This is a genomic window from Clostridium sp. C105KSO13 (assembly GCF_001517425.1).
GTDB lineage: Bacteria > Bacillota > Clostridia > Lachnospirales > Lachnospiraceae > Muricomes.
The window spans coordinates 1-17937 of sequence record NZ_FBWL01000152.1; the positions used below are offsets into that span (position 1 = coordinate 1).

The following is a 17937-nucleotide window of genomic DNA, read 5'->3' on the forward strand; positions in this document are numbered from 1 at the left end:
AGGCCGGGTGTGGGCAGAGCCCATGAAAAACAAATATAGATGTCTTATTTGCTATGAAATTTTTTCGAAAAAAGGTATAAAATTTTCAGATGCGGTAATACTATAGATAGAAATAAAATTCGACAATAGAATTTCGAATTAAACCGACATCAAAACCAATACATATTTAATTCAAATCAGGCAGTTCCTGACTTGCCAGACACAGAAAAATTTACGCCCTCTCCGCTCTTCACGACAAAGCCTAAGAAAACACTTTTCAGTCTCATTAGCACATCTTTAATTATAAATGACCAATCTGTGACTAATCTGTGAGTAGTCTGTGAGTTTTCGCAAATTTCGACAAAAAGGAAGCAGCCCTTTGTACGAACTGCTTCCTGATAACTTATTCATTTCTAAATATCCGGACGGCTCTGCTTATATTTTGCGCCATAGCCTCATCAAGCTGTAGCGGCTCCTCTTCAATAATCTCAACCACCTCCTCGTTTGGTTTATCCGTATCCGAAGCCGCTTTATACTGATCCATTTCCCTATGTACTTCCCTGCGTATCAGTTCTTCTATCATCGGCAGATAACTGTCCGGATTCATAGCAGTAACCTCTTGTTCTATACCCTTTCCCAGATAGTTTAACAGCGCCTTTGTAATAAGCTCTGCCTTTTCCTCAGTCTCGTTAAGGATTTCTGCCGCTTGTACATGCGATGGCTTCTTTCTGTCAAAGCCAATCGTAAACTTATAAGGATTTTTCTTTGCCATGCCCATCACGCTCCTGACTAGGAAAAGCGATATAGTATATTGTAGCCGACTGCATTTGCCTTAATATCTTCAATAAACAAATAGCGGTTCAGACGCTCATTCTTCAGCAGGTACTCCTTTAATAACAAGGAACCGCCTCCAATAAAAATGGCATAAGATGATTTCAGGTCAATTCCTTTTTCACGAAGCCCGTTCATCATCTCCGTAACAAAAATTTGGACTTTCTCAAGCACAAACTGATTGATGGCATCATCATAATACTCTGTCTTCCCGGCAATAATTGCATTAATCCCTTTTTCTTTCAATAACAAATCATATTCACTGTTGACAGCTGAGATGATGTCGTTGTATAACGTGATAATCCCACCTTCCAGAGAATCTTTTTCATCCGGGTTGGGAACTCCTGATTCCATGACCAGATAATCAACGGTAAAACCGCCAATATCAATCCCTACCGCATCCGGGATATGCTCTATTTCATTGATTATCGTAACCATGGCTGCATAGTCCTGCATAAATGTCTTTGTCTCCTGAAAGCAGATATGGTAAGTCTTGTCATTATAAATAAATTCCACCACATCTTTGTAACTCTCAAAAAATTCCTCGTACTTTTTATGCAGTTCTTTATAGTGTGTTGGCGGAAGTCCCAGACATAATACAAGCTGTACCACATCTTCCTCCTGAATCTGGCCGGTTCGCTCCAGTTCTTTGGCTATCGCAAACAATGTAAGAACGAAAAAGCGAAAATCCTCTGTCTTATCCCGTGCATATTTAATCCGCTTTTCGCTGTGGGTATAATACTTCCCCTTGTAATACAGATAATCTGTACCTTTTATGGGCTTCTTATCCATAATCGTCAGACCTGTCGGAAATACGAAATTTGGGGTCTTATAATTGCTGTTTCCCTGATCAACGGAAATTCTAATTTTTTTAATCATAAAGTGCCTCCTTCTTTTCTTTTATACTTACTCTGTACGTGTGTGGTACGTAGAGTGCAACCTGATTTTTAAAAGGGCACTGACATGATTGCCAGTACCCCCAGTCTTTTTACGTATAACGAAGTCCTTTTATGCTACATCCTCTTTTAAAAATTCAAGACGCATCTGCCCTACCGATTCCCATGTTTCATATGGAACCTCCATATACTGCAGAACCTGCTTCAGACCAAGCCCGCCGTCGTCTACCGGCCGCATGCACAAATCATATCTTTTCGGATAGATTGACTGCATTCGCTGAAATCGGTTCGGCTCCGGTTCTTCTGTAATGCCAAAACCGCAATACATGCATCCGGAGTTCTTCTCCCAGGTGTTCATATGCGAACCTCAATATATCCTGTTTTGTCCATGGTCCTAACGGTTGGCTTTTAATCGTCGAACCGTCATAGACATTGCACCCTGTCTTAGAGTACTGATGGGCGCGCCGGAAAGACTCATCCTGAGAGATTCCAATATAAGGATAACGTCCCGTCTGCTTTACGTATTTCAGAAATGGCTTTTTTTTCATCACATCACAGCAACGATCCGAAATCTCAAAAGGAGCGTGTATATACTTCTGCCATTTCTTTGGCAACATCCCAAATTTCCCCCTCTCATCCCCGTTAAGCAGGTAATTCCTATACCGGGGCGAAAGATTGCCGTGCCGAAGTTTCCGTATTTTGCTGGCATTTTCTTTACTGATGACAGGATACCCCTCCTCCAGGATGACCTGGCGGAAATTCTTCTCCGGCCGGATTTCCTCATAAGCTCCGTGGTATTTTGCTTTTCTGGCAAATGCTACAATCTCGGGATACTCTAGCCCAGTGTTACAAAACACTGCAGGTATCTTACTCCCAAGCGTCATACGTACCAGTGCTAAAAGTACAGTGGAGTCCAAGCCGCCGCTGAAGCTTACATAGACCATTCCATCCCAGTATTCATCCCATTCCTGGATTCTACGAATAGCCAGTTTGACTTTCTCCTCATAGGGCAGGTATTTGCGCTGTGCATAAGCCCATTCCTGATATTTCAACTCTTTATTTTGAATATACATCTGATACCTCCTGATGTTTCTTAAGCCGCCGAATCTTCGCTTTTTGTATCGCAATACTTCTCAAATAATTCTTCAAACCGTTTTACCCCTGAAGGAATCAGCAGCCCAGCCAAAGATGCCTTTGACCAGAGCAGCAATTCTTCTTCCTCCACATGGTAGTCGTTTCTAGGGTAGAACATACCTCCAGAATAAAACGGTACACTTGGCTCCATGATCTCCTTAATCTGTGCTTTTGTAGTTGCCGCCATGATAAAAGCCGCTTTCTTGCAAAAAACAGGCTCAACCAATTTCTCCATAAAGCGTTCCTTTTCATACCGGGCAGCAATTGCGCGGAGCTGCTGTATTGCCTGCATCCTCATACAGAACAGTTCTTCCGTAAGTGTCTCGTCTACCAATAATTCCGTTATTGCTTTTGCATATTCATAATCAATCATCGTTCTTTTCTCCTTTTAGAAAAGCCAGGGCATATCGCCCCGGCTCACATTCATTTTACCTGTTAACTTGTTTTTCGGAATAATAAAAATCATCAATCCCTTTTAAGTCGCCATTCCATTCCCCCTTTTCATTCATATCCCATACCATCCGCTCCACCGGAACGGAAATGCTGCGGCATATCTCATATGCCATCTGGCAGCCCCTCTGGATGATTTTTTGCCTGTCTGCCTTATACGGGCAAATCCGTGGTTTCTCAGTCAGCTTGCATTCTGCACACTTTCTGTCATGCCGGTCGCAGGCTGTCTGCACTTTTTTATCCATATCATAGGCTTCATACACATATTTCATCCCGCTTTCCTTTAACATTTCAAGCACCGGTTTTAAGTTCCGGTACTGGTTCACACCAGCTACACAGACGAATGTGTGTCCGGATAAATAATGGGCTATGGTTCCTTTCAATGCACCTTCGGTAATATAAATGTTCTTTGCATTTACGTCCCCGATTACATGAACCGGGCTTCCTGATGATACACCCAGCTCATAATTGACGCTGGAAAACCAGATATACTTCATTTTGTCAATCGGATGATCCAGTCTTATCTGCATTCCCAGTATCCGCCCGTTTTGACGAATCGGGATTAGAAACCCGGAATTTTTTGCCTTGAAGTTAACGAACCAGATTCCATCTTTGTCCTGATAAAACCCCGGCACGCCTTTTACGGTACAGCCCTTCTCAATCATCTTCCTTACCAACGCTTTCAGCCCGAAAATGGGAGCGCTCCGGTATTTTTGTTCCTCTATCTGAAGATCTGTAAGTCCGCGGTTTGACAGGTCTTCCCTGTGCTTCTGATTCAATGTCAGCATGGACAGCATGACCGAATACGTATGGTCGATCTCGTCCGGTGTGGCAAGCAGGGCATTTTGGACAGGCTTTTTCTCCTTCCACTCCTTCTTGTCATAGTCGCTCCTACAAACATCGCGGTTCAGAGCTTCCCGTATCTGGCGGTTCGCCTCCGAAAAGGTTACATTGTGCAGTTCTGCATATAATTGAAGCATGCCGCCCTGGACATCACACTTGTTACAATGATACACATTCTTTTCTTTATTGATATTTAGTTTTCCTTTGGAACCGCAAAAAGGGCAATTCACATCTATGGATTGTGCATTTACATGATGTATATGCAGTCTTAATATATCCACCACATCATAAATATCAAAGTTGAATCCCGACATGTCATAATTTCGCATCCATATATGCCCCTCCCTTCCCCTGTAGCCGCTTTTCCGGCTTCAGGTTTTTATGCTACCGTTGGCATGGCTCTTTGAAGGATTACCCTTGCAGCTGCCGGAACCAGATGGTTATTGCCCGTATATTCATTGGCGAACCAGTTAAGGCTGCCGGGACTTTCAATGGCTACCTGTCCCATGGTCATCTTCCCAAATTTTCCGTTTCCGCCGATCAGCGTCTGGGTTGCCTGTTCGTAACTCATACATTTCACCAGTTCCTCCACCGGCATGGCTGCATCTAAGGCAGGTGTTACCGGTATCGGCTGTGGGGTCTGCGGTTGAAAGTTCTGCGGCTGCATTGCCTGATTCACATTTGGCTGTACCCCGGCAGGCTGTCCTACCGTGTTCCCGGTTGCCTGGGCCTGCTGATAGAATCCATTCATCATGGTCTGCTGGGTAAAGTTCTGCTGTGCAAGTGAAATACCGGCATCAACCTGAGCCGGGTCATTTTCCTCACCTACATCTGCAAACTGAACGCCGAATCCGGCATCTGCCAGTGCACGGCCAATCGCGGCTGTTTCAGCCATTTCAAGAAACTTATCTCCAAATTTAGGGTCATCACTCCTGAACTTCTGTGAAAAAGAGTTTGCGATATAACTATCTGCAGTATCCGCTTTATCCAGATAGATTCTTGCTTCCACTACAGCCATGTAATCCGTAAGATTCACCACATGGCTGATGATTTTTCCCAGCGGATGTACCAGCCGGAACCACAGTTTTCTGTACTTCACATCCAGATACAGTTGTTCCTCCTGGCCTTCATCGCAAATCTTACGCATCAGCTCCATTGGATTGAACCCATCAATGCGGTTAAGTGCTGCAACAGCCTCTGATTTTTTGTATAACAATTCTTTCATATCTGCTCCTTTCTGAAAAAGCAGACTATCACCTACACAAGAGTAATAGTCCACTTTAAATTGAAATTGAAATTTTTATTGCAATCCCAAAATAATGTAGGCATTATGGATGCCGTTTGCATTCGCTAAACCCACATTCTTTTATTTCGCAAAATCTCCTGGAGCCATTTCCAGAAGATTCTATGCAGGGATCGCATACTCTATAGCCGTTTCTACGCAGTATTTCTACTGTGAAATCATAGATTTCCTGAATAATGGCAATATTCCATGGAAATTTGGAATCCAAATCATCCGTATTGCTTAATTGCAGGAAAACCAGACACATCTGGTATATAGCATTATCCATCTCATCGATTCGGTCTATCATATCACCTGTAAATTCCAATTAATCCTCACATCCTTCCTACACTGCCAAACGCAGCTGTTCCATTTTGTCTTCCGGCTTACCTCTATACTGATTGTAATACCGGATAATCCTCTGACCGAGAATCGTATTGCGTTTTCCAGTGTCATCCGTATGGATGGCCTGGCATACCGCATTCCATTCTCCGACCAGGTAGACTTTTGCCTTTGCCCTGGTGATTGCCGTATAAAGGATATTCCTTTTCAGCATCCGATAAAATGCTTTCACCCACGGAATGATTACCACCGGGCATTCGGAACCCTGTGCCTTATGGATTGTGATGGCATTCGCATGCTCCACCATATCCATCTGGTCAGAATCATACTCTACCTGACGGTCATCTGAAAAAGCAATCAGGGCCTTACAGTTTCCATCCTCGTCTTCAAAAAAATCCAGGATAGTTCCCAAATCCCCATTGCTGGCCAGATCCGTATTCTTATTCTGCAAAATCCTATCACCTGCCCGAAACAGCATATTACCGCTCACCAGCTCTTTCTTTCCGCTGGTAGGCGGGTTTACCATATCCTGCAAGGATTTATTCAATTCCTCTACCCCGGCTGCACTCCGTTTCCGGTAAGGCGTCAGTATCTGCACCTGCTCTATTCCATGCCGTGCAATCTCCTGAAGATAAAGCCGGCTCACAATTTCTACCGCATTTTGTGCACCCACACATGGAATGAACTGAAAATCATCCCCCATATGTAAATCCGTGCGGTTTTCCTGCATGAGCTGTGCATTCACGGGAATATTGCTGTCAGTGCCCTGCCGGTATACCAAATCCAATACAGTGACCGGGATTAGTCCGCAGGAAATCAGTTCCCGGAACACATCTCCAGCTCCCACGGAAGGGAGCTGCTTCACATCTCCTAACAGGAGTATCTTCGTGGTTTCCGGCACGCGCTGCATGAATTCATGTATGAGATACATATCCACCATGGACACTTCATCCACGTTCTCAAACCCGGCAGTCAAACACTCAATCCCTGAATCCATTCCGCCGAACTCACCAAGCAGTCCCAACGCCATATGCATGGTAGATGCCTCCTCATAACCGGTACTTTCCGCCATTCTCCGTGCAGCCCTTCCTGTGGGTGCCATAAGCTGGGCTTTTGTTTTATACCGCAGTTCGTAAATAAATAAGATTACTTTTAAAACGGTAGTTTTTCCAGTCCCGGGCCCCCCTGTAATGATACTCATATGGTTTTGGAATACCATACGCACGGCTTTTTTCTGCTGTTCGGATAACGTGATTCTCAGATGTCTCTGAGCCATCTCAAGTTCCTGTTCAATGTTTAGCGGCTCCTCACGCCATAACAGATGTTTGGCAATCATGGCTGCAGTTTCATTCTCTTCCTCAAACTTCTTTGTAATATAGATTCGTTCCTCATCAAGCACCACGCTTTGCTGCAGAACCAGCCGGTATAGAACCTGACTGATTTCCGCTTCCGTTACGGCCGGCTGATGCAAATTCTTATTCAGCACTTCCAGTGCGCGTGGAATCAATGCAGACTGTTCCAGATACAGATTCCCCTCTTTTGCTCCTTCGTTCAGGACATAGCCAATACACCCGGAAATACGCATGGGATCATTCATGGCGCTGCATAACTGCCTGCCGATTGCATCCACGGTCAAAAAGCCAAATCCTTGCACCGCACACAGCATGTACGGTTTGTTCCGGATGATATTTATTGACTCATCCCGGAATTTTTGCAGGATCATGTTCACTTTCTTCGCTGACACATGAAAGGGTGCCAAAAAAGTCATCAACTCCCGGAATACTTTATTCTTGCCAAATGACTCCTGAATGTCTGCTAACTTTTTTTCTGAGATTCCTCTGATTTTCAGTAACTGCTCCGGTTTCTCTTCCATAACTTCCAACGCCTCTATGCCAAATTTCTGAAAGATGGCTTCTGCCGTTTTCGGTCCGACACCTTTGATTGCCCCGGAGGAAAGGTATCCGATGATACCCTCCCTTGTCCTTGGCACAATCTCCATGAAGTTTTCCACTTTGAACTGCAGGCCATGTTCATTGGACTCCCAATCGCCTTCCACTTCCAGTTCGATTTCATCGGTCAGTGGCAGTCCGAAGCCAATCGCAGTAAAGACGATTTGCTTCTGGGATGTCCAGTATTTATCCCGGGCAGCAAGCGGTACGGTATTATCCTGCGTGGAGTAGACCGCAATGGTATATCCGTTCTGCTCGTTTTGAAAAATCTTCCGTTTATACCTGCACCTCATCGTTTATGTCCCTCCAGCTTGTCACCCGCATCAGTTCAAAGGGTTTCATCATACTGTCGTACCAATATACCTCCAGACCGTCCTGAAAAGCCTTTTTTATCTCGCCTTTCATCCCTGCACTGACATGCCTGCCACATATGATTAAGGCATCACATAATTTTAGCAGCTCCATGCCAATCCGAAGGGCCGCTTCCCGTTCTTCCGGAATCCTGTCATCCAGCATCGCCGGAAGATATGCATGGGATGCAAATGTCCGGCAGTGGTATATGTCATGCATTCGCTCCAGATAAAACCGTGCCATCCCCATATTGTGCCGCACCCTGTCTGCTGTTGGCGCAGAGAGTGGGGAACAAATGTAGGCCTTTTTCCCTTCTAACATTACGCCGCCTCCTTCTTCACCCGGAATGTCCGGCTCTCGGTAGTTTTGGTATACTCCTCATAAATGTCCGGATACTGTATCTTCAGCTTTTCCATCCGGTCTTTCCCAATCTGTGTGCGTTTGGTTGGATTATACGTAATCCTGTAACGGCTGCTTCCATCCTCCAGCACAGCTTTACAGCCCTGCCCCAGCATTTCCACAAATGGAACACTTAAAGCCCGCTGCTCTGCCTCAATTTCTTTCTTACGTTTTTCAATCTGGGATTTTTCTTCAGAAAGATTCAGATATTTCTCCAGCCTGATTGTTTCAAGATTGCTGATTGTAATCTCCGGTAAGGACTTATCAGCATAACCACTGTATCTTCGGATGCTTGCCAGTATAAGATCCGGCTTGCCAGTATACGGCGGTGCCACCTCTTTCGTGACATGCTCGTTCCAGAAATATGCTTCCTGTTCAATGATTTCTTCTTCCTCCATCATATCCCGTTCAAGGGAGCGAATCACAAACTCGTTTTCGTTATTCCCGTACAGACATGCGATATATGCTTTACTTATATTGGTAACCGCCATATAATGCCGTACCTGATAAACATAGTTTGCCGGAATTGCATCATCGGCCCACTTATCCCTTGCGTTGTAATTGCAAGTCTTGCATTCAAGGATTCCAAAAGAACCATCCGGAAAGCGGATGAAAAAATCCACGTCCGCCAACATAAACGGATACAGCGGATGGCGGAACATCTTGCGTACTGGAAATACCTCAAGCCCCGTCTTTTTAGAAAAGATTTCAGCCACCAGATCTTCCAGCCTCTGCCCAACTGCTTTGGCAACCCAGTTGGATTCTTCTTCATCTTCCATAAGCGGCTGTATTCCAACTTTGTCATTATAGAGGTCACGGATGGTAGCAAAAGGGGAAATTCCCATAATGGCTGCCACATCGCTTCCGCCAATGCCTTTACGCCGGTATTTGAGCCATTCTTCCCTGGTCAGGTTTTCTATATCAACCACAATTTCCGGTTCATATGGTTTCATTGCAACTGCACTGTTATTCATATCGTCCCTCCTAACACGTAATCGCACCACATACATCAAATTCTTTCCAGTCCAGAGCGATGGCTTTTGTAATGTCCTCCTCCAGTCTCAAAATCCGATGTGCCGGCATCCCTTCGCAGGCAGCCAGAAACGATGCTTCATTGATAGCAAAATACAAATCATGGGCTGTACATGCCCCTGTACCACTTTGTGCAACATAAAGTTCCACAACTTCATTCCGTATTTTCTGCTTAATCCCTACTTTCTTCATGACCAGTTTCAGGCAGTTTACCGGGTTTCTGATCTCTATATCCATCAGATTTGCGATTCCCTTTACTGCTTCTGTATATCTGGAACAAATCATTTCCAGATTGTTGCGGAATTTGACCAATGTGGCTCCCTTATCATGGGAAAGCTTAATCGGGCTTCCGAGGCTGATTGTCTTATTTGCGCTCTCGCAGAGCAGCATAGGATACAGGTTCGCCCCGCTGGCTGCCACATCTGATGTGGTCAGGCGCAGTGCCGGCGCCAAAACCTTATCTTCCATACCACGTTGATTCAATGCTTCCCGGTAGGTATCCAGAAGTTCCTGATTGCCGCCAAGCATCCACATTGCCGAAACAATGGAATGGTCGTATGTACCGGAACCTTCCATGTAGGTGCTCCCTTTAAAATTGACCTGCAGGTATTCACAGGTCGTTTCAAAGATTGCCTTCATATCAAGGATGCAATAATCATGCTCGTCCCCGCCATGAACTGCCGATACCTTTCCGTCTGCAACTTTAATCAATGCATCTCCTCTGGCTACCTTCAGACAGTAGTTCACAATCCTTGCATAGGTTGGCTTTTCCAATTTGCGAAGGCCGACTCCATTAACCCCTGCCCGCTGCAGTATGGTCTGGATTGCACAGTCTCTGACCGGATAGGTCTCGCCCGCAACCTTTAGTACCAGCTGGGTATTCTTTTCTGTGTCGGATAACACGTCTTGGTCAGCAGAAGCCTTTTCCATTTTCTCCACTTCTTTTTCCAAAGCGGCCAGCCGTATTGCTCTGGTGGGCTTACGGATCCATTGCGAGGTTCTCGTCCTCTCTGCCAGAGATTCCAGCATTTCCTTTGCGTTTGCAAAATTCGTCTGAAACGCATCTGCATACACTTTTGTTTCATTCATGCTCTTGTACCACCTTTCTTAAAATTTTTTATCCATAAACAGCCGGAGCTGATTGTGGCAGACTACAGACGTGCAGATATATAAATCCCCATATCTGCACATTAAAAAAGGAACGATGAAGAAATCCATGATTTCCTGCTCATTCCTATAACACTGGTAAATTTACCCCAAAAAACAAAAAAAGCGCCACTATACCTTTTTCGGGCATGTAGTGACACTTTATACAAACATAAACAACTTATGCCAAGCAGCCGGCCTCTGCCTCTGCCTCTGCTCGTAAATCCCGGGATTCGTTCTATCCCAAAACTTCCCCCGAAAGGGTATGCATAAACTAAACTATACCTGTATGTTAGCACAATATGTTGTTGATGTCAATTTCCTAAATACTATATCTTGTTATCCATCGGGATGAATTCAATGTTTTCCCTTAGATAATCTTCACAGGTATGACGTACTTCCCCATACGTTTCTGCTTCCCTGCGGGCTTTCTGATTACATGGTTCCAGATATGGACAGTTGACGCAGTTATTCATCAGAGCCATTTTTGCCCATTCAATCTCTTCTGGAGTTCCTAAAATCTTCATAGTCTCACTTCCTTCACCACAAAGGTACTCCGCTCAGTATCTGTCTCGTTTCTTGCATTATGTATTAAATCCGCTTTTAACGGATACAATGCGGAATATTTGAATATTAGTCACATTAACATCTATTATAATCCGTAATCTCATATTGGTAAATGGTATAAAATAAATTCGTGAGGTGTTTATAACATGGACGAAAAGTTTATTGGGGAGCGAATTACTGAACTCCGGTTAAAGAAAAATATATCTGAATATCAAATGAGCCTAGACCTTGGGAAGAACAAAAGTTACCTTCATGGAATCAGCTCCGGAAAAGCCTTGCCTTCCATGGCAAAGTTTCTGGAAATCTGTGAATACCTTGAAGTTACTCCGCAACAGTTTTTTGACGCGGAATTGCACAGCCTTCCCTTATATGTTAAGGCCTGTGACCTTTTAAAGCAACTGGATGACGACGATCTCATCGCTGTTATCTCTATTCTAAACCGAATAATCTCAAAAAATCAATAATGATTCTACCAGCTGCCAAAAAACGGCAGCTTTTTTTATTTTTTTCAACTCTTCATTTTTCCTGACTATTTTGGATGTATAGGGACAGCGCTCCCTGTGTACCTTGACAATCACATACCCTTCCGGAAAATTGATATCGGTGCTGCAGATAGTGTCGCATTATGCACGCCTGCCGCTTGATGGTTACATAGTACCGCCGAATACGTGGCTGAAACATGGCATAGGAACTGGTTTCTGGAAGTCAACTGGAAAATATAAACGCTTATGGACTATACTCATTAAAATTAAGACACAACAAGGATACGAAAATATCCACACTATGATGTACAAAAAATGTTTGCAGGAAACAATCATTTATAAAAGCAGATTTACTCTATTTCTGTTATAATAATGGACAGGTATTGGAATCTGACTCTGTTCATGGAAAGGAGGTTTATGATTACTGTAACAAAAAAGGATTTAATAGCATTAGGCTATGGACCCTCTTTTTCGGCAGACATCATTCGGGAAGCGAAAAAACTAATGATTGCTAAAGGGCATACATATTACAAATCCAGAAAACTGGATAGAGTGCCCAAGGAAGCGGTAGAAGAGCTGCTCGGAATTACGTTACCGGACAAACAGAGTTGATTGTACTTCTTGCATATCATGTAAGGAGTGACATAATGGCAAAAGATCCAATTAAAAAAGGAACGAATGGAACCTACTATTTCAGAGCAAATTTAGGCTACCATCCAGTTACCGGAAAGCAAATCCAAAAATATCGCAGCGGATTTACCACAAAGAAGGAAGCAAGGGAAGAATACTCAAAACTGATTTTGTCTTCTAAAGATGCATTTACAGAGAAAAAGCCAGTTGTTTCCTTCAAAGATTTTACTGAAGAAATTTACCTTCCCTGGTATAAAACTCAAGTAAAGGAAAGCACCTACAAGAACCGTCTGTCTACAATTAATAAACATTTTGCATACTTCTACAAAATGCAGACAGATGAAATTGAACCAATCCATGTACAAACATGGCAGCTCAAACTGGCCGCAAAGTTTAAACCAAATTATGTGCGAATTGTACAGGGAATGCTTTGCGTAGCTTTTGACAGAGCCGTAATCCTCGGACAGGCAACACAGAATCCTGCAAGAATGATAGGAAATGTAAGAAGCCAAAAGCCGAAAGTTGACTTCTGGACACTTGAGGAATTCCAAAAAGTAATCTCATTGCTCTACAAAGGGGATTACTATGAACACTATTTATTTATCTCCTTCTGGTTATTATTCATGACTGGGTTGAGAATCGGGGAGGCCGCTGCGCTTCAGTGGTCAGACATTGACTTTGATGCAGGTATTCTCTGTGTAACAAAGACACTGTATTATAAATCAATGGACGAATACAAATTAGTTGAACCTAAGACACAAGCCAGCATCCGTGATCTTGCAATTGATTCCGACACAATTTCGGAGTTAAAAGCGTGGCAAAAAGTTCAACAGAAAGTTTTAAAGAATTGTAATTTCATTTTAAGTTATAGCGGTGTGCCCACCAGCAAGCACACCCTGCCTAGAGCCCTGGAAAAGCTGGCAGGATTAGCTGGTGTACACCGCATCAAAATCCATGCTTTGAGACATTCACATGCATCACTGCTCATCAGCATGGGGGAAAACCCGTTAATTATCAAAGACCGCCTCGGACATGAAAAGATAGAGACGACTTTGGGGACTTACGGGCATTTATATATCCAAATAGTAATTTTGAAGTTGCTGGAAAATTAACAGGTGTTCTGACATACACACCTGCCACCCACAGTGTAGCTGATTACACAAGTAACCAGTTCACTGCTGAGTTCCATCGGCAAATAATTTAAAAATGCAATGACAATGCAATAATTAGTTCCCGATGGCTGAAAAACCTTGAAAACAAAGGGTTTCTTGGCTAGCGTGGACTATTCAAACTCTATAGTTCCCGGTGGTTTCCCCGTCAAATCGTACATTACCCGATTTACATGCTCCACCTCATTTACAATCCTGCTTGTAACCTTCTGAAGCACCTCCCAGGGTACTTCCGCTGATTCTGCTGTCATAAAGTCGATTGTATTTACTGCTCTGAGTGCAATCGCATAGTCATAGGTCCTTTCATCTCCCATCACTCCAACGGACCGCATATTGGTGAGTGCCGCAAAGTACTGTCCAACTGTACTGTTCATCCCTGCAGCGTCCATTTCTTCACGATAGATGGCATCTGCATCCTGTACAATCTTTACTTTCTCTGCCGTCACTTCACCGATAATTCTAATACCAAGTCCCGGCCCGGGGAACGGCTGTCTGAACACAAGCTTTTCCGGTATACCAAGTTCCAGGCCCACCTTGCGGACTTCATCCTTAAACAAATCCCGCAGAGGTTCTATAATTTCTTTAAAATCAACATAATCCGGAAGTCCGCCTACATTGTGATGTGACTTAATCACCGCAGACTCACCGCCCAGACCACTTTCCACTACATCGGGATAAATGGTCCCCTGTACCAGAAAATCTACAGCTCCTATTTTTTGTGCTTCTTCCTCAAAAACACGGATAAATTCTTCGCCTATAATCTTACGCTTCTTTTCCGGCTCCGTAACCCCTGCGAGTTTTTCATAAAATCTTTGCTGGGCATTGACTCTGATAAAGTTCAAATCATACGGTCCATCCGGTCCAAATACATTCTCTACTTCATCACCTTCATTTTTCCGCAACAGACCATGGTCTACAAATACACAGGTCAGCTGAGAGCCAATAGCTTTTGACAATAAGACCGCAGACACAGAGGAGTCCACACCGCCGGACAATGCACAGAGTACTTTGCCGCCGCCGACTTTCTCTCGAATCGCCTTTACAGTCTCCTCCACAAATGCGTCCATCTTCCATTCACCGGCACAGCCACATACATTTTTCACGAAGTTATTGATCATTGTTTTTCCTTCTACTGTATGAAGCACCTCCGGGTGAAACTGAATAGCATACAACTTGTCCGATTCATTTTCTGCCGCTGCTACCGGACAGTCTGCCGTGTGAGCCGTGACTTCAAACGCTGAAGCAGGTCCGGAAATATAATCAAAATGGCTCATCCAGCAGATGGTCGGTGACTGCACGTTTTGAAATATCTTAGACTCTGTCTTATCGATCAAAACCTCTGTTTTTCCGTATTCCCGTACCTCTGCCGGCTCCACTTTTCCTCCTAGCACATGCATCATGAGCTGTGCGCCATAGCACAGGCCAAGAACCGGGATTCCAAGTTCAAACAGCTCCTTTGAATATGTTGGAGAGTCCTCCTCATAACAGCTGTTTGGACCTCCGGTCAAAATGATTCCTTTCGGGTTCATTTCTTTAATTTTATCTATATCTATCTTATAAGAATAGATTTCACAATACACGTTACATTCCCTGACGCGCCTTGCGACTAATTGATTATACTGTCCGCCGAAATCCAGGACAATGACTAATTCCTTCTTCACATTTATCCTCCTGCTCCTCTTTCATTTACCTACCTATTATAAAGTAGCAAAGGCATATTTACAAGAGTAAAAAAAGGGGACTGACCCCTTTGCCTTTCGTTTTCAGAGTATTCTGAATACTTGTAAAAACTTCCCAGTGCATTTTATATGCCGGGAAGTTTATAATAGATATAAATATCACTGAACTCTTACGCTGTCATGTATTCAGCAATATCTTGTTTCAGCTGTTCGCAGTCTTCATCATATACCCGCAGTTCAATCGGGTTATTAAATCCAAGATTCATGATACCCAGCAGGGACTTTGCATCTACAACGAACCTTCCCCTCTTCATGTCCATATCATAAGGATACTTTTGCACCTTATTTACGAATGCACATACTTCGTCAGGATTTTTGAATTTAATAATTATATCTCGCATAGTAACATCTCCTTAAAACATCTATCACAACATAATAACTTGTTTAACAACTATCTTTTATCATCGACATGATATCACAATTTTAGATGCATACAAGGGAGAAATATTTAATAAACGTTGATATATCTAATATTTAGACTTGCGAAACTCGCTGGGAAGCATTCCAACTTCTTCCTTAAAAACCCTGCTCATATACTTAGGATCCGAGTAGCCTGCAAGTTCAGAAATCTGTCCTAATTTTAAATGTGTATCCCGCAGCAGGCTTTTTACTTTTTCTATACGCAGCTCTCTTATCGTCTCTGAAAATGTTGCTCCGGTCTGTTTCTTAATTTGTGTACTTAAATACTCCTCAGAAACAAACGGCTTATCGGCAACTTCTTCCAATGTAATGCCCTGGTCATAATACTGCTGAATTACATGCAGTGCCTTCTGAACCAGCTTACTGACACGAATACTTTTCTCATCTTTAAAATTAGGGTCTATGATTTCAAAAAAAGACTCCATAATATCGTCAATCTGGCTCCAGCTGACAGCCTCGGATATAGCCTGAAGTTGTTTTTGAATTTGGAGCTCCGCATTTATTTCCCGGACACTCCCATAGCAGTTTGCAATTGACCAGTTAAAGCGTATGATAGCAGCCTTTATCTCTCCGGGCTTGTGTTTCTCTTCCCGGCAACGAAAAAATAAGGATTTATAACAGTTGATCAGTATCTCCTTATTTCCTTGTTTTACAGCCTTACAGGCTTCATACTCCAGTTCTGTGGGATATTTAATTGGAACAGTTTCTAGTTTCTCAATATCTTCTTTTCTAATAAGTGCTCCTTTTCCAAGAAGAAGGTTCCATTCCCTCTTCGCCTGCATCTCCCGGATTGCCTCAGGCAAATCCAATATTTTCTCCAGACTGCTCCAGACACAAATTACCGGTTCCCTCAGATTATCACACAACATTGGCACAACCGAGTTCTTAAAGTACAAATACTGAGATATATCTTCAGAATTGTGATATAAAATCAAAAGCAGTGCGTCCCATGCATCTGCCTCCAGAACACAGGATTCAAATTTTACCGCATGGTCCTTCACGTCCAATAACATGTTCTTTGCTTCCTTATTCTGCTCCTTATATTTGTTTCCCAGCCATAGTATAAATATTTCAGCCGAGTTCTCCACAGAAAATCCGAATTTTTCCATAGTCATGCGGTTAAATGCCCTGTCCGGCATAAGCTGTCCATTTAGGCAGCTCAGCAGTATATTGGGAACCGTAAAAACTTTTTCCAAACTTTGTTCTTTCTCAATGGCCTTCTCTGCTTTTTGCACTGCCCTCTTCAACTCTTGTATTTTAACCGGCTTTAACAAATAGTTTTCCGCATCGAGCTCCATCGCCTGCTTTATATGCTCAAATCCCGGATGCTCAGACAATACCAGCACTTTGCACATATTATTCTCTCTGCGCAGTTTCCTGAGAATTGTAAGCCCGTCCCCTTTTTGCATATAAGTGTCTAAAATCACCAAGTCCGGCAGCCACTGACATACCAGATCATACCCTTCTCTGGCATTCTTTGCAATAGGTGCCACTTCGTAATTCGGGCTCATTTTATGGAGGACTTCCGTCAGCTCTTCTTGAATCAGTGGATGTGATTCCACAATCACAATCTTCATTTTCGAGTCTCCTTCTCTGACGTAATTCAGATATATCCAGATACAAATGTGTACTGTGGGGCGTGCGCCACACCTTGCAAGCCCCCGTACATTCGCGGCTATCACCTAGTAAGAGCATTACACCGTAAATACTAAGCTCGATAATACCTCGCTAAGGATTTAGGTATATGTCTTTCTAGGCTCGAAAATACCTCGCCAAGTAAGAGCATTACACCGTAAATACTAAGCTCGATAATACCTCGCTAAGGATTTAGGTATATGTCTTTCTAGGCTCGAAAATACCTCGCCAAGTAAGAGCATTATATCACAAAATTTTAGTGCTGGTGTAGATATTTTTCTCTCGTAGCCAGTCCGCCCCGTATGTGTCTCTCTGACTTATTCATGTCCAATACCTTCCGTGCTTCGCCCGCCAGAGAAGGATTAATTTGAAGAAGTCGTTCTGTTACATCCTTATGAATCGTAGACTTTGATACACCAAATTTCTTAGCTGCCTGCCTCACTGTTGCCTTTTCTTCAATAATATAATTTGCAATCTCGATTGCCCGCTCTTCTATGTATTCTTTCAAGAATGTTCTCCTCAAATACGTTTTTTACATCCTATGGAAAATACATATAAAATATGCAATTATTCTAAAATTTGTGTGAACAAGAAGTCTGTTTTCTACTGTATATTTAAATAAAAAACAGGCCATTTTTTCTTGACCTGTTCTTCATTTATG

Annotated in this window: 19 protein-coding genes and 1 pseudogene; 3 read left to right on the forward strand and 17 right to left on the reverse strand. The window is 43.2% G+C overall.

Annotation, left to right across the window (positions count from 1 at the left end):
* Window positions 1–382: 382 nt before the first annotated feature.
* From BN3456_RS03885 to BN3456_RS03940, 13 genes are all read right to left on the reverse strand, one after another.
* Window positions 383–751 carry a hypothetical protein gene (locus BN3456_RS03885; protein ID WP_089982830.1) on the reverse strand — a complete coding sequence of 123 codons (369 nt, stop codon included), beginning with the start codon at window positions 749–751 and terminating at the stop codon, window positions 383–385.
* Between the two features lie 17 nt (window positions 752–768).
* Window positions 769–1689 carry a ParM/StbA family protein gene (locus BN3456_RS03890; protein WP_089982831.1) on the reverse strand — a complete coding sequence of 307 codons (921 nt, stop codon included), beginning with the start codon at window positions 1687–1689 and terminating at the stop codon, window positions 769–771.
* 129 nt (window positions 1690–1818) lie between these two features.
* Entirely contained in the window at window positions 1819–1944 is a 126-nt protein-coding gene (locus tag BN3456_RS16425; protein WP_278280262.1) for a hypothetical protein, read from the reverse strand.
* Window positions 1945–1951: 7 nt separating this feature from the next.
* Window positions 1952–2779, reverse strand: a complete 828-nt coding sequence (locus BN3456_RS03895) for a phosphoadenosine phosphosulfate reductase domain-containing protein (protein ID WP_242862796.1) — start codon at window positions 2777–2779, stop codon at window positions 1952–1954.
* Window positions 2780–2799: 20 nt separating this feature from the next.
* The gene (locus BN3456_RS03900; protein ID WP_089982832.1) at window positions 2800–3213 is read right to left on the reverse strand and encodes a hypothetical protein; all 414 of its coding nucleotides are present in this window, start codon (window positions 3211–3213) and stop codon (window positions 2800–2802) included.
* Window positions 3214–3268: 55 nt separating this feature from the next.
* Window positions 3269–4462 (reverse strand): CHC2 zinc finger domain-containing protein, encoded by a 1194-nt coding sequence (locus BN3456_RS03905; protein WP_176699090.1) that lies wholly within the window; start codon window positions 4460–4462, stop codon window positions 3269–3271.
* A 50-nt stretch (window positions 4463–4512) separates the two neighbouring features.
* A complete protein-coding gene (locus BN3456_RS03910; RefSeq protein WP_089982833.1) occupies window positions 4513–5358 on the reverse strand; it encodes a hypothetical protein in 846 nt (281 codons plus the stop codon).
* Window positions 5359–5461: 103 nt separating this feature from the next.
* On the reverse strand, window positions 5462–5743 hold the full coding sequence (locus BN3456_RS03915; protein WP_089982834.1) for a hypothetical protein: 282 nt from the start codon (window positions 5741–5743) through the stop codon (window positions 5462–5464).
* Window positions 5744–5761: 18 nt separating this feature from the next.
* Window positions 5762–7999 carry an SF1B family DNA helicase RecD2 gene (locus tag BN3456_RS03920; protein ID WP_089982835.1) on the reverse strand — a complete coding sequence of 746 codons (2238 nt, stop codon included), beginning with the start codon at window positions 7997–7999 and terminating at the stop codon, window positions 5762–5764.
* Entirely contained in the window at window positions 7983–8378 is a 396-nt protein-coding gene (locus BN3456_RS03925) for a DUF7768 domain-containing protein (protein WP_089982836.1), read from the reverse strand. Before BN3456_RS03925 ends, BN3456_RS03920 begins: the two co-directional genes overlap by 17 nt.
* Entirely contained in the window at window positions 8378–9430 is a 1053-nt protein-coding gene (locus BN3456_RS03930; protein ID WP_089982837.1) for a YqaJ viral recombinase family nuclease, read from the reverse strand. The genes BN3456_RS03925 and BN3456_RS03930 overlap by 1 nt, the downstream gene beginning before the upstream one ends.
* 10 nt (window positions 9431–9440) lie before the next feature.
* Window positions 9441–10577, reverse strand: a complete 1137-nt coding sequence (locus BN3456_RS03935) for a transposase (RefSeq protein WP_089982838.1) — start codon at window positions 10575–10577, stop codon at window positions 9441–9443.
* 386 nt (window positions 10578–10963) lie between these two features.
* Complete coding sequence (locus BN3456_RS03940) at window positions 10964–11161, reverse strand: 2-ketoisovalerate ferredoxin oxidoreductase (protein ID WP_089982839.1); 198 nt, start codon at window positions 11159–11161, stop codon at window positions 10964–10966.
* Between the two features lie 186 nt (window positions 11162–11347).
* Between BN3456_RS03940 and BN3456_RS03945 the strand changes: the two genes are divergently transcribed.
* From BN3456_RS03945 to BN3456_RS03955, 3 genes and pseudogenes are all read left to right on the forward strand, one after another.
* Window positions 11348–11665, forward strand: a complete 318-nt coding sequence (locus tag BN3456_RS03945) for a helix-turn-helix domain-containing protein (protein WP_089982840.1) — start codon at window positions 11348–11350, stop codon at window positions 11663–11665.
* Window positions 11666–12100: 435 nt separating this feature from the next.
* The gene (locus BN3456_RS03950) at window positions 12101–12295 is read left to right on the forward strand and encodes a DUF3173 domain-containing protein (protein ID WP_089982841.1); all 195 of its coding nucleotides are present in this window, start codon (window positions 12101–12103) and stop codon (window positions 12293–12295) included.
* 35 nt (window positions 12296–12330) lie between these two features.
* A pseudogene (locus tag BN3456_RS03955) lies at window positions 12331–13517 on the forward strand (site-specific integrase).
* Window positions 13518–13595: 78 nt separating this feature from the next.
* On the opposite strand, the gene guaA reads toward BN3456_RS03955, so the two are convergent.
* The 4 genes from guaA to spoIIID form a co-directional block, all read right to left on the reverse strand.
* Window positions 13596–15143, reverse strand: a complete 1548-nt coding sequence (guaA, locus tag BN3456_RS03960; RefSeq protein ID WP_089982842.1) for a glutamine-hydrolyzing GMP synthase — start codon at window positions 15141–15143, stop codon at window positions 13596–13598.
* Window positions 15144–15331: 188 nt separating this feature from the next.
* A complete protein-coding gene (locus BN3456_RS03965; protein ID WP_089982843.1) occupies window positions 15332–15562 on the reverse strand; it encodes an HPr family phosphocarrier protein in 231 nt (76 codons plus the stop codon).
* 126 nt (window positions 15563–15688) lie between these two features.
* Window positions 15689–17218 carry a response regulator transcription factor gene (locus tag BN3456_RS03970; RefSeq protein WP_089982844.1) on the reverse strand — a complete coding sequence of 510 codons (1530 nt, stop codon included), beginning with the start codon at window positions 17216–17218 and terminating at the stop codon, window positions 15689–15691.
* A gap of 314 nt (window positions 17219–17532) precedes the next feature.
* The gene (spoIIID, locus tag BN3456_RS03975) at window positions 17533–17784 is read right to left on the reverse strand and encodes a sporulation transcriptional regulator SpoIIID (protein ID WP_089982845.1); all 252 of its coding nucleotides are present in this window, start codon (window positions 17782–17784) and stop codon (window positions 17533–17535) included.
* Between the last annotated feature and the right edge of the window lie 153 nt (window positions 17785–17937).

Excerpts from the sequence above, each read along its gene's own strand:
- BN3456_RS03885 (WP_089982830.1), bottom strand. The coding sequence starts at position 751 with ATGGCAAAGAAAAATCCTTATAAGTTTACGATTGGCTTTGACAGAAAG.
- BN3456_RS03890 (WP_089982831.1), bottom strand. The coding sequence starts at position 1,689 with ATGATTAAAAAAATTAGAATTTCCGTTGATCAGGGAAACAGCAATTAT.
- BN3456_RS16425 (WP_278280262.1), bottom strand. The coding sequence starts at position 1,944 with ATGCGGCCGGTAGACGACGGCGGGCTTGGTCTGAAGCAGGTTCTGCAG.
- BN3456_RS03895 (WP_242862796.1), bottom strand. The coding sequence starts at position 2,779 with ATGTATATTCAAAATAAAGAGTTGAAATATCAGGAATGGGCTTATGCA.
- BN3456_RS03900 (WP_089982832.1), bottom strand. The coding sequence starts at position 3,213 with ATGATTGATTATGAATATGCAAAAGCAATAACGGAATTATTGGTAGAC.
- BN3456_RS03905 (WP_176699090.1), bottom strand. The coding sequence starts at position 4,462 with ATGCGAAATTATGACATGTCGGGATTCAACTTTGATATTTATGATGTG.
- BN3456_RS03910 (WP_089982833.1), bottom strand. The coding sequence starts at position 5,358 with ATGAAAGAATTGTTATACAAAAAATCAGAGGCTGTTGCAGCACTTAAC.
- BN3456_RS03920 (WP_089982835.1), bottom strand. The coding sequence starts at position 7,999 with ATGAGGTGCAGGTATAAACGGAAGATTTTTCAAAACGAGCAGAACGGA.
- BN3456_RS03925 (WP_089982836.1), bottom strand. The coding sequence starts at position 8,378 with ATGTTAGAAGGGAAAAAGGCCTACATTTGTTCCCCACTCTCTGCGCCA.
- BN3456_RS03930 (WP_089982837.1), bottom strand. The coding sequence starts at position 9,430 with ATGAATAACAGTGCAGTTGCAATGAAACCATATGAACCGGAAATTGTG.
- BN3456_RS03935 (WP_089982838.1), bottom strand. The coding sequence starts at position 10,577 with ATGAATGAAACAAAAGTGTATGCAGATGCGTTTCAGACGAATTTTGCA.
- BN3456_RS03940 (WP_089982839.1), bottom strand. The coding sequence starts at position 11,161 with ATGAAGATTTTAGGAACTCCAGAAGAGATTGAATGGGCAAAAATGGCT.
- BN3456_RS03945 (WP_089982840.1), top strand. The coding sequence starts at position 11,348 with ATGGACGAAAAGTTTATTGGGGAGCGAATTACTGAACTCCGGTTAAAG.
- BN3456_RS03950 (WP_089982841.1), top strand. The coding sequence starts at position 12,101 with ATGATTACTGTAACAAAAAAGGATTTAATAGCATTAGGCTATGGACCC.
- BN3456_RS03965 (WP_089982843.1), bottom strand. The coding sequence starts at position 15,562 with ATGCGAGATATAATTATTAAATTCAAAAATCCTGACGAAGTATGTGCA.
- BN3456_RS03970 (WP_089982844.1), bottom strand. The coding sequence starts at position 17,218 with ATGAAGATTGTGATTGTGGAATCACATCCACTGATTCAAGAAGAGCTG.